Origin of the sequence: Mycoplasmopsis felifaucium ATCC 43428, from assembly GCF_000687775.1 — a bacterium.
Taxonomy (GTDB): Bacteria; Bacillota_I; Bacilli_A; order Mycoplasmatales; family Metamycoplasmataceae; genus Mycoplasmopsis; species Mycoplasmopsis felifaucium.
Window position 1 is genome coordinate 39,402 of the sequence record NZ_JHXS01000005.1, and the last position, 10,521, is coordinate 49,922.

At 31.4% G+C, this 10,521-nt stretch carries 6 protein-coding genes, 8 tRNA genes and 1 rRNA gene; 1 reads left to right on the plus strand and 14 read right to left on the minus strand.

Annotation, left to right across the window (positions count from 1 at the left end):
* Positions 1-67 precede the first annotated feature (67 nt).
* Positions 68-802 (minus strand): phosphotransferase family protein, encoded by a 735-nt coding sequence (locus T390_RS0101265; RefSeq protein WP_027334729.1) that lies wholly within the window; start codon positions 800-802, stop codon positions 68-70.
* Positions 803-918: 116 nt separating this feature from the next.
* Between T390_RS0101265 and lepA the strand changes: the two genes are divergently transcribed.
* Positions 919-2,718: a translation elongation factor 4 gene (gene lepA, locus T390_RS0101270; protein WP_027334730.1), complete on the plus strand. Its 1,800-nt coding sequence runs from the start codon at positions 919-921 to the stop codon at positions 2,716-2,718.
* 21 nt (positions 2,719-2,739) lie between these two features.
* On the opposite strand, the gene T390_RS03730 is transcribed toward lepA, so the two are convergent.
* The 13 genes from T390_RS03730 to T390_RS0101335 form a co-directional block, all read right to left on the minus strand.
* Positions 2,740-3,450, minus strand: a complete 711-nt coding sequence (locus tag T390_RS03730; RefSeq protein WP_051590841.1) for a signal peptidase II — start codon at positions 3,448-3,450, stop codon at positions 2,740-2,742.
* Positions 3,451-3,458: 8 nt separating this feature from the next.
* Complete coding sequence (gene ileS / locus T390_RS0101280; protein WP_027334731.1) at positions 3,459-6,149, minus strand: isoleucine--tRNA ligase; 2,691 nt, start codon at positions 6,147-6,149, stop codon at positions 3,459-3,461.
* 8 nt (positions 6,150-6,157) lie between these two features.
* Complete coding sequence (locus tag T390_RS0101285; RefSeq protein WP_036435991.1) at positions 6,158-7,744, minus strand: CTP synthase; 1,587 nt, start codon at positions 7,742-7,744, stop codon at positions 6,158-6,160.
* Positions 7,745-7,843: 99 nt separating this feature from the next.
* Positions 7,844-8,479, minus strand: a complete 636-nt coding sequence (locus T390_RS0101290; protein ID WP_156930738.1) for a hypothetical protein — start codon at positions 8,477-8,479, stop codon at positions 7,844-7,846.
* A gap of 91 nt (positions 8,480-8,570) precedes the next feature.
* Positions 8,571-8,646 (minus strand) — tRNA-Phe (locus T390_RS0101295).
* A gap of 1 nt (position 8,647) precedes the next feature.
* Positions 8,648-8,724, minus strand: a tRNA-Asp gene (locus T390_RS0101300).
* A gap of 4 nt (positions 8,725-8,728) precedes the next feature.
* Positions 8,729-8,804 (minus strand) — tRNA-Met (locus tag T390_RS0101305).
* A 31-nt stretch (positions 8,805-8,835) separates the two neighbouring features.
* Positions 8,836-8,928, minus strand: a tRNA-Ser gene (locus tag T390_RS0101310).
* A gap of 1 nt (position 8,929) precedes the next feature.
* Positions 8,930-9,005 (minus strand) — tRNA-Ile (locus T390_RS0101315).
* 26 nt (positions 9,006-9,031) lie between these two features.
* Positions 9,032-9,108 (minus strand) — tRNA-Met (locus tag T390_RS0101320).
* Positions 9,109-9,113: 5 nt separating this feature from the next.
* A tRNA-Ala gene (locus T390_RS0101325) sits at positions 9,114-9,190 on the minus strand.
* A gap of 5 nt (positions 9,191-9,195) precedes the next feature.
* Positions 9,196-9,272: transfer RNA gene (locus tag T390_RS0101330), tRNA-Pro, on the minus strand.
* A 302-nt stretch (positions 9,273-9,574) separates the two neighbouring features.
* A 23S ribosomal RNA gene (locus T390_RS0101335) occupies positions 9,575-10,521 on the minus strand; the annotation flags it as partial.

The window sequence follows — 10,521 nt, forward strand, 5'->3', positions numbered from 1 at the left end:
TATAAATGGATCTAAATTACTAAAAATACTATAAAACAGAGATATATAAAAAATGACCTATTGGTCATTATGATTCTTTGTATTTTTTTAGTTGTGTATCTAATTCATATAAACGCTTTTCGTAAAAATCAGTTTCAAAAGGTAATTTTTCTTGGGAATGAGCTCAAAGAATAACTAAGTAATTAACTAAAATTTTATGCCTTAAAACAAATAAATAACTATAGTCGTCATACTCTTTTAAAAATGTTGTTTCTTGTTCATCTGTTAATTGTGCACTCTCGATAAAATATGCCAATTCAAAGTTGACATCTCCTAAGGTAGCATATTCTCAATCACAAATATAAATTTTATTATTTACATCACAAACCATATTTCTAGGTCATAAATCATTGTGTAAGGGTTTAGTTTTGTCCATTTTACTTAAAGTGGCGTTAACGTGATCATAAAAATTATTTAATGCTGGAATATTAATGTTTTTTTCTCTTAAAATTGATCTATAAACTTTTACCCTGCGAGCGTGATTTGAAGGGGGAAATGGCAATTTTGAATTATGTAATTCTTTCAAATATCTAGCAATTTGAATTAAATTTTCATCGGTCATTTTAGGTTCTGTTCCCTCAATGTATTCTCATTTTGCTATTTTTTCTGAATTTGACAATAATTTAGGCACAAACGAAAATTGAGATAATAAAGAATAATCTAATTTATGATTAAAACCAGTATATTTTTTTTCTTGATAAAAATATCCATCTTGCAAGTATGAAATATTTGTAAAACCTATTTTTATATATTTTTTATCCATATTATCCTCCATTTTTATGGATTAATTATAAACAACTTTTTAAAATATGATATTAATGATACCAGTTCCTATATTTTTGGTATATTTTATACATAAAATATAACAAGGTGGTTAACATGGATAAATCAAAAATCAGAAACTTTTCAATTATTGCACACATTGATCACGGTAAAAGTACACTAGCGGACAGAATTTTAGAATTAACAAATACCGTTAGCACACATGAAATGGATGATCAATTTTTAGATCAAATGGATCTTGAACGTGAAAGAGGAATAACAATAAAATTAAATGCAGTTCAAATAAAATATAAAGACTACATTTTTCACCTTATTGATACTCCAGGACACGTTGACTTTACATATGAAGTTTCTAGATCATTAGCAGCCACAGAAGGTGCCTTGTTATTAGTTGATGCTACACAAGGAATTGAAGCACAAACTCTTGCAAACGTTTATTTAGCATTAGAAAATAACCTAACAATTATTCCAATTATTAATAAAATTGATCTACCTAGTGCAGATATTCAAAGAACTAAAGATGAAATTGAAAGTGTTATTGGTCTGCCTTGTGATGATGCAATTTGTATAAGTGCAAAAACCGGATTAAACTGTGAACAAGTGCTTGATGCAATTGTAAAATATATTCCTGCGCCTGTCAAGGCTGATGATAATAAACCGCTTAAAGCTTTAATTTTTGACTCTTATTTCGATGAATATCGTGGAGTAGTTATGTTAATTAGAGTTTTTGAAGGAACCTTAAAAGTAGGGGACAAATTTAAGTTTATGTCTAATGATGCTGAATATCATGTTATTGAATTAGGCGTTAGAAACCCTAAAGAAACTAAAAAGAAAGTTCTTGAAGCTGGTGAAGTTGGTTATGTAGCTGCTACAATTAGAGATGCTAAAGAAGTTCACGTCGGCGATACTATAACACTTGTAGATAATCCAGCAAAAGAAGCTCTTCCGGGCTATAAGAAAAAACAACCTGTTTTATTTACCGGATTTTATCCAATTGATACTAGAGACTATATGGAATTAAAAGAAAGCCTTGAAAAAATTTCTTTAAGTGATAGTTCTATAACTTGAGAACAAGAAACATCTAAAGCGTTAGGATTTGGCTTTCGTGTAGGCTTTTTGGGAATGCTGCATATGGAAATAATCCAAGAAAGATTAAGTAGAGAATACAAAATTGGTATTATTGCAACTAGTCCAACAGTAGAATATAAAGTATTTATGACAAACCATGAAGTCGAAATGATTTCTAATCCAAGTTTATTACCAGATAGAAACTATATCGATCATATTGAAGAACCATATATTGAAGCAACCATAATTCTGCCTAATGAATATATTGGAAATATTATGGACTTATGTCAAAATAAACGAGGTATTTATAAATTGCTTGAATATATTGATGATACAAGAAGTAAATTAGTATATGAGCTTCCTTTAGCTGAGATTGTTTTTGACTTCTTTGATAGAATGAAAAGTTTAAGTAAAGGTTATGCATCATTTGAATATGACTTAATAGGCTATAGAACAAGCGAATTAGTAAAAGTGGACATCTTGCTAAACGGCGATAAAATTGATGCTTTTAGCATTATTAGCCATAAAGATTCAGCTTATGAAAAGGCTAGAGATTTATGTGTCAGATTAAAAGAAGCTATTCCAAGACAAAACTTTGAAGTGCCTGTCCAGGCCGTAATCGGCGGAAAAGTTATCGCCCGCGAAACAATTAAGGCTTATAGAAAAGATGTTACACATAAGCTTCACGCCTCAGATTTAAGTAGATATAAAAAACTGCTTGAAAAACAAAAAGCTGGTAAGAAAAAAATGAAGATGCTTGGAACAGTTGAGGTGCCGCAGGAAGCTTTCCTAAACATCTTAAAAACTAACATAAACGACAAAAAATAATGGTCTTATCACCATTATTTTTTAACTAAATAATTTATCAATTCCCGATTTTTTATTTTCTTTTTCAATTTCATCTAAAACTTTGGGATCAACAAAAAGTTCGTAAGCCATATTTTGATCATTAAGTTTTTCTTGCATTGAAGAATTTGATGATCTAAATAATAAATAAACAACCATTGTTATAATTCCGCCAATTATAAAAGTGTCAGCAAAATTAAATACTCCTGTAGATCTGCCCATTCATCTGTCTATAAAAGGACTATAAATAATATCTTTAACAGTATTATTAAATCTCATTCTATCTATAAAGTTTCCAATATCGCCGGCGGCTATTCCTGCCACCAAGATGATTAAAACATGGTCTTCGATAAATAAAGGAAGTGATAGCATAATGATAAATAATAAAATGCTGATAACATGAATAATCATAAATCCAAAATCACCAAGATTTTTATTAGATAAAACAGTTACACCATGATGATCAAGAGCTTTAAAACCTATTATGCCGAAATCATAACTTTTTCCACTTGCAACATCTTTTAAGAAGCTTTCCATAGAAGAATCTTCACCAAAAATGAAGTTTTTAGTAATCTGATCAATCAATAGAAGACAAACGAAAACAGCTATAAATAAGATGTATTTGAAAACAATAGATTTTCAATTTAATTTAATAGATTTAATAAATACTTTAAGTTTATCTGTAAATGAAATATTGCTTTTCGATTCTTTCATCGCAAATCCTAGTTAGGTTGATTTTCTTTCTCAAACTTATCAACCACTTTGTGACATAATGGACATAATTCATCCATAATTTGGCTCGGAATAAAATGATTTCAACATCTAAAACATTTTAATGAATCAAATTTTTCAACTTCAGTTGAATCTGAAAATTCTACATATCCAACCATGAATAGTTGTTTAAGGTCAAGACCCATAATAAAATCGCTAGGTGTTTTAATTTTAACTTTAGCCTCATTTGTTCTATTAATTAAGCCGTCTTTAATTGCTTTTTCTAGATGTAAATTAATTTCATCTCTAAGATTAAAGAATTCATCTCATTGCTTAATAATGTTTGTATCAAAACCTTTTGGATATTCAATTGTTTCTAAATGAACACTTTCACATTTTTGGTTCTTATTGAAGTATTTATACGCATCCTCAGCTGTAGTAGGCAAAATTGGGGCAATAGCTTTAATTAAGAAGTCAGTAATTTCATAAATATTTAATAAAGTCATTTGTCTTTCTTTTGAGTCCTTTTCATAGACATATAAGACATCTTTAGAAATATTTAAGTAAAAACTTGATAATTCAACTACGTAATTATTTATTAATTTAATTGCACTTGAGAATTTATATTCATCGTATGCTGTATAAACTTGTTCCTTAATTTGTTCTAATTGATTTTTAATAAATTCGTGAACACCTGTTCTTTTTAAGCCTGGATTATAGGTGTAATCGTTTAAATTTCCTAGTAAGAATTTAATTGTATTTCTAATCTTACGATATGTTTCGCTATTTTGATTAATAATATCATCACCAATAGAAACATCATTAGTATATTCTGAATTAGCTACTCATAGTCTTAAAATATCAGCACCAGATTTTTTAATAACTTTTAAAGGATCAACAGTATTACCTTTTGATTTTGACATTTTTTCGCCTTTAGCATCAAGCACGAAACCATGACTAACAATTTGTTTGTATGGTGCGTGCGAAGTATATGCAACGGAATTTATTAATGAAGAGTTAAATCAACCTCTATATTGATCGCTACCTTCAAGATATAAATCGTATGGACTGGAAACCTTAGGATCAATTTCAACAGCTATTGATGTTGAACCAGAATCAAATCAAACATCCATAATATCCATTTCTTTTGTGAAACCTAAATTACGATATTCTTCAGGAAGCAACTCATCAGCTTCTTTTTCTCACCAAATATCAGTTCCAAATTGCTCAACTAAGTTAATCACATAGTCTAAAATTTCAGCGTTTACGACTGGTTTATTGTCTTTGTCGTAAAATACGATAATTGGAACCCCCCATGTTCTTTGGCGGCTGATAGTTCAATCATTTCTTTCACTTATCATGATTGAAAGACGCTTTTTAGCTCATTCAGGATATGTATTAATGTTATCTAATTCACTTAATAATTCATGTTTTATTTTATCAATTGAAACGAATCACTGTGGAGTACCTCTAAATAAAATAGGCTGATGTGTTCTTCAGTCATGCGGGTATGAGTGTTTGATTTTATTTTTTGCCAATAAGGCATTTTTAGAGGTTAATTCGTCAAAAATTAATTCATTAGCTTTTTCATAAAATTGACCTTGATATTTACCGCCTTGTTCATTAATAATTCCATCATCTTCAACATGCATTATCATTTCAAGTGAATTTTTATTTCCTATTTGAAAGTCATCTTCACCAAATAAAGGAGCAATATGAACTAAACCACTACCAGTTTCAAGTGTTACGTGGTGTCCAAAAACAACAGGGCAAATATTATTATTTATAACGCCTTTATATTTCATATTTACTAATTCAAGAGCACTAAAATCAGATGTTATCTTAGCATTTTCAAAATGACAAACTTCAACAACTTTGTCAAATAAATCTTTAGCAACTACATAACCTATACCATTAGATTCAAAACGACAATAAGTATATTTTTCACCAACAGCAATTCCGGCGTTAGCCAAAAGCGTCCAAGGAGTAGTAGTTCAAATAATTAAATTATCTGCATTCTTGACTTTTTGTGATCCATTGTTATCAATAATTGGAAAAGCTACAAAAATAGAAGGTGATTCAATGTCTTTATATTCAACCTCAGCCTCAGCTAATGCTGTTTGGCTTGATGGTGATCAGTAAACTGGTTTCAAACCCTTATAAATAAGGCCTTCTAGTATCATTTTTTTGAATAATTTTAATTGAGCAGCTTCAAATTTTGGATCTTTAGTAACATAAATCTTTTTGAAATCAGTAAGCATTTGTAATTCTTTAAATTGTTTTATTTGTTGTTCAATTTGAGAATCGGCATAAGCAGATGCTCTTTTTCTTAATTCTAGTTTACTTAAATTTTTATAGTTAAGTTTTGCTTCTGATAGCATTTTGTGTTCAATTGGAAGACCGTGTGTATCTCAACCAGGAACATAAGGAGAATAAAAACCCCTAAGTGATTTATAACGTACAATGATATCTTTTAAAATTTTATTTAAAGCATGTCCAATATGGATGTTTCCATTTGCATATGGGGGACCATCATGCAATACAAAAGGTGTATTATTTTCATTTTTCTTTAAAACTTTATTATATAAATCTATTTCTTCTCAAAACGCCCTAAATTGTGGTTCTTTAGTCACTAAATTAGCACGCATATCGAAGTTTGTTTTAGGCATATTTAAAGTTTTCTTTAAATCTTCTGCGTTCATATTTCTCCTTATTTTGAACTGTTACATGCATCAATGAATGCATCAAATATTTTATTAGATTTTAATACCCTAGTAGTAAATTCAGGGTGGTACTCTACAGCTAGATAGAATGGATGATTTTTAAGTTCACATGATTGTGGTACTTGCATTTGTGCATCATAAGAATTAAAGATTAAATCATCAAGAACAATGTTGTTTAAAAATTTTTCATTTAATTCAAATCTAATATTGTATCTTTCGCTGACTTCGTCTGTTTTATAAATATTTTGGATAATTGTATTATTAATTAATTTAATCGTATTTGAACCAATTTTTAATTGTTTATTAGCTGGTTTAAATAAACTATTTTCAGTAGTTTTTTTGTTGAATAAATCAATATTTAAATCATTTTGGTTTAATTTTATAACTGAATTAGCGACAGTGGCTAAAAAAGCGTCGTCATAAGCCAAAACAGGAACATTAAGTACTTTAATTTGACCAATTAAATTAACCTTATCCATAAAGGTTTTATTATCGGTTGAACCAGGCAAAAGCATAATACCTTTGATCTTATTTTCATCAATAAAATCTTTTAAACTTGAATTTTTAAAGTCTTTAATGCTTTTAAAAATTAAGTTTAATTTAACATTTGCATAAACTGAAGAAATTTTAAGTGATGTAATTGTAGAAAGATATGCATCTTCAAGTGCTACATCCTCACCAAGCATCATTATATTTAATGAATTATTTTTTTCTTGATTATATTTATTTGTAAAGTTTACTCATGGTTTTAAAGCATCTTCGTCGATTTCTTTTTTAATACCAAAATGGTCATAAATAATACTTAATAAATCTTGTTTATATAAGTAAATAGGAATTTCATAAACATTTGCTTTATCAGGTACGCTAATAACGTTTCTACTATTTAAAAATGATGCATTAGCAACTTTATTTATGATTGATTCGTCAATTTCACCTTGAGATCTTAAAAGTAATAAATTAGGGTTAATTCCAAATGTTCTAAGCTCTGCAATTGAAAATTGAGATGGTTTTGATTTGTATTCTTTAGAAGCACTTAAATAAGGTACAAAGGCTATATGGTTGAAAAAGACTTGCTTAGGATGTTTTAAAGCGAATTGGCTAATAGCGTAAATATGAGCTCTACTTTCAATATCTCCTACTGTTCCACCTATTTCAATAAGCATGAAGTCACATTTTTCTTTTTTAGCTGTTGATTCAATAATATTAATAATTTCATCAGTTACATGTGACACAATTTGGATAGTTTTACCATTGTAATAGCCTTTAGCTTCTTTTTTAAAGATTTCGTTGTAAATTCTTCCGCTTGTGTAATTGCTATTTTTACTTAAATCCACATCAATAAATCTTTCGTAGTGACCTAAATCAAGGTCGCATTTTCAGCCATCATTTGTAATGTAAACTTCTCCGTGCTCAATCGGTGATAATAAACCTGGATCAATATTTAAATATGGATCCAGTTTTAAAGCGAAAACTTTAAATCCTTGCGATTTTAATAAGTTTCCTATACTCGCAGATGTAACTCCCTTTCCTAATCCAGAAAGCACACCTCCAGTTGTAAATATAAATTTAGTCATAATACTCCAAAAATAATTAAATAATATTATTTAATTATATAAAAAAATAGCTATTTTTGACAGTATAGCTACAAAAAACTATTAAAAATTATTATTAATTTATATAGAACTTGAATTGAATTTAAGCATTTCTTTTAAGTTGTTACCTAATTCATTAACTATTGAAGCAGTAATATGGTTATGGTTCTTACTAATTGGTTTTAAAAACGTTACATCATAATTTGAGATATTAATATTTGAATAAATTTCATTATTATTTTTATTTGATAACCTAAAAGTTATATTAAATTTAGTGAGCGTAGAAGGGTGTGAAATAACTCTTAATTCAATCTTTAAATTAGATTTTGCAGGAAAATTATTTTCAACTTTAATTAAATTACGACCCCATAAATAATCCATTGTAAAATCTGTTAATTCTGGCTTTATATCTTTAATTCATGGGTATATTTTAAGTAACGAACTATCTTTAGCAACTAGCTTATTAATCTTATTGATTTCTTCTTGCAATTGTACTTGATTTGGAAAACTCAATCTAAACATTCATAAGTCTAATTTAGCATTATCTTGGTCGTCAATAACATAATTGCTATCAAATTTAACCTTTGCTTTATCAATTATAAATTGGTCTAATTCAGGTGTTTTTTTGCACGAAACTGACAATGAAACAGGCAAAATAGTCAAAAGCAATGGAGAACCTATTTTAATGATTTTATTCATAATTTTATTATTTTTCATAAGCATATTATATGCGTATTTTTTAAAAGTAAAAATAATAGGTAAGTAAAAAAGATATAAAAAAATCACGTATTTAACGTGTTCTTAATTATGGTGGCCCCGGCCGGGATCGAACCAGCGACACACAGAGCTTCAATCTGTTGCTCTACCAACTGAGCTACAGGGCCATGGCGGTCCAGACGGGAATTGAACCCGCGATCTCCTCCGTGACAGGGAGGCGTATTAAACCACTTTACCACTGGACCATTTTGGTGGCGGAGACTGGACTCGAACCAGTGACCTCAAGGTTATGAGCCTTGCGAGATGCCAACTTCTCCACTCCGCGATATGTGAAGTTTGGTGTTCTATTGAACAAATGGCGGGTGATGAGGGATTCGAACCCCCGCGGGCCGTGAAGCCCCTGCTAGTTTTCAAGACTAGTCCCTTCAGCCAGACTTGGGTAATCACCCTTGGTGGACCTAACTGGATTCGAACCAGTAGCCAACCGGTTATGAGCCGGTTGCTCTAACCGTTGAGCTATAGGTCCTTCAGTTAGAATTTTATCCATATAAATGGTAGCGTCGAAGAGAGTCGAACTCTTGACCTTTCGGGTATGAACCGAATGCTCTAACCAACTGAGCTACAACGCCATAAATGGTGGAGGATATGGGATTCGAACCCACCACCTCCTGCGTGCAAGGCAGGCGCTCTAGCCAAATGAGCTAATCCCCCATAAATGGTGAAGAAGACAGGATTTGAACCTGCGACCACTACGTCCCAAACGTAGCGCTCTGCCAAGCTGAGCTACTTCTCCTGTTGTGCTTAAAAAAGCATATTAATTATACAATACTTACAATTTAAATAAAACATTTTTTTAGCTTTTTTATATTTATTTTTTTGTAGCTAATTCAATAAATACTCTTATAGTATACATTATTTTCTTTAGTTTCATAAATATTATAAATTTTTTATTTATTTCACTATTTGATAGGCATTTTAGTAAAAAATATTACTTTAAAAATTATATAAAAAAAGTACCCTTAATGGTACTTGTTCTCTGAAAACTGAATAGTAATTTTATATGTTTCATTGAAATGTCATAAAATAAACATCTCTACTTTTAAACCTATCAATTTATTAGTACTGGTCAGCTCAACACATTGCTGTGCTTACACATCCAGCCTATCAACCTCATAGTCTATAAGGAATTTCAAGGGAATACTCATCTCTGAGGAGGCTTCCCACTTAGATGCTTTCAGCGGTTATCCTTTCCGTACTTAGCTACCCAGCTATGCTCCTGGCGGAACAACTGGAACACCAGCGGTACGTCCACTCCGGTCCTCTCGTACTAAGAGCGGCTCTCATCAATATTCCAACGCCCACATCAGATAGGGACCAAACTGTCTCACGACGTTTTGAACCCAGCTCGCGTACCGCTTTAATGGGCGAACAGCCCAACCCTTGGAACCGACTCCAGCTCCAGGATGCGATGAGCCGACATCGAGGTGCCAAACCTTGCCGTCGATGTGATCTCTTGGGCAAGATTAGCCTGTTATCCCCAGGGTAACTTTTATCCGTTGAGCGACTGCCATTCCACAATGTACAGCCGGATCACTAAGTCCTGCTTTCGCACCTGCTCGACTTGTAAGTCTCACAGTCAAGCACACTTCTACCTTTGCGCTCTACATACGGTTTCTGACCGTACTGAGTGTACCTTTGAACGCCTCCGTTACTCTTTAGGAGGCGACCGCCCCAGTCAAACTACCCACCACGCACTGTCCTCCCACCTGATTATGATGGCAAGTTAGAAACTCAACATAACAAGGGTGGTATTTCAAGGATGACTCCACCGTTACTGGCGTCCCGGTTTCATAGTCTCCCACCTATCCTACACATGTTAGGCCAAATTTCAATACGAAGTTGTAGTAAAGCTCCATGGGGTCTTTTCGTCTAGATGCGGGTACCCAGCGTTTTCACTGGGACCATAATTTCACCGAGTCTAGTGTTGAGACAGTTGAGAGATCATTATGCCTTTCGTGCAGGTCAGTATTTAGCCGACAAGG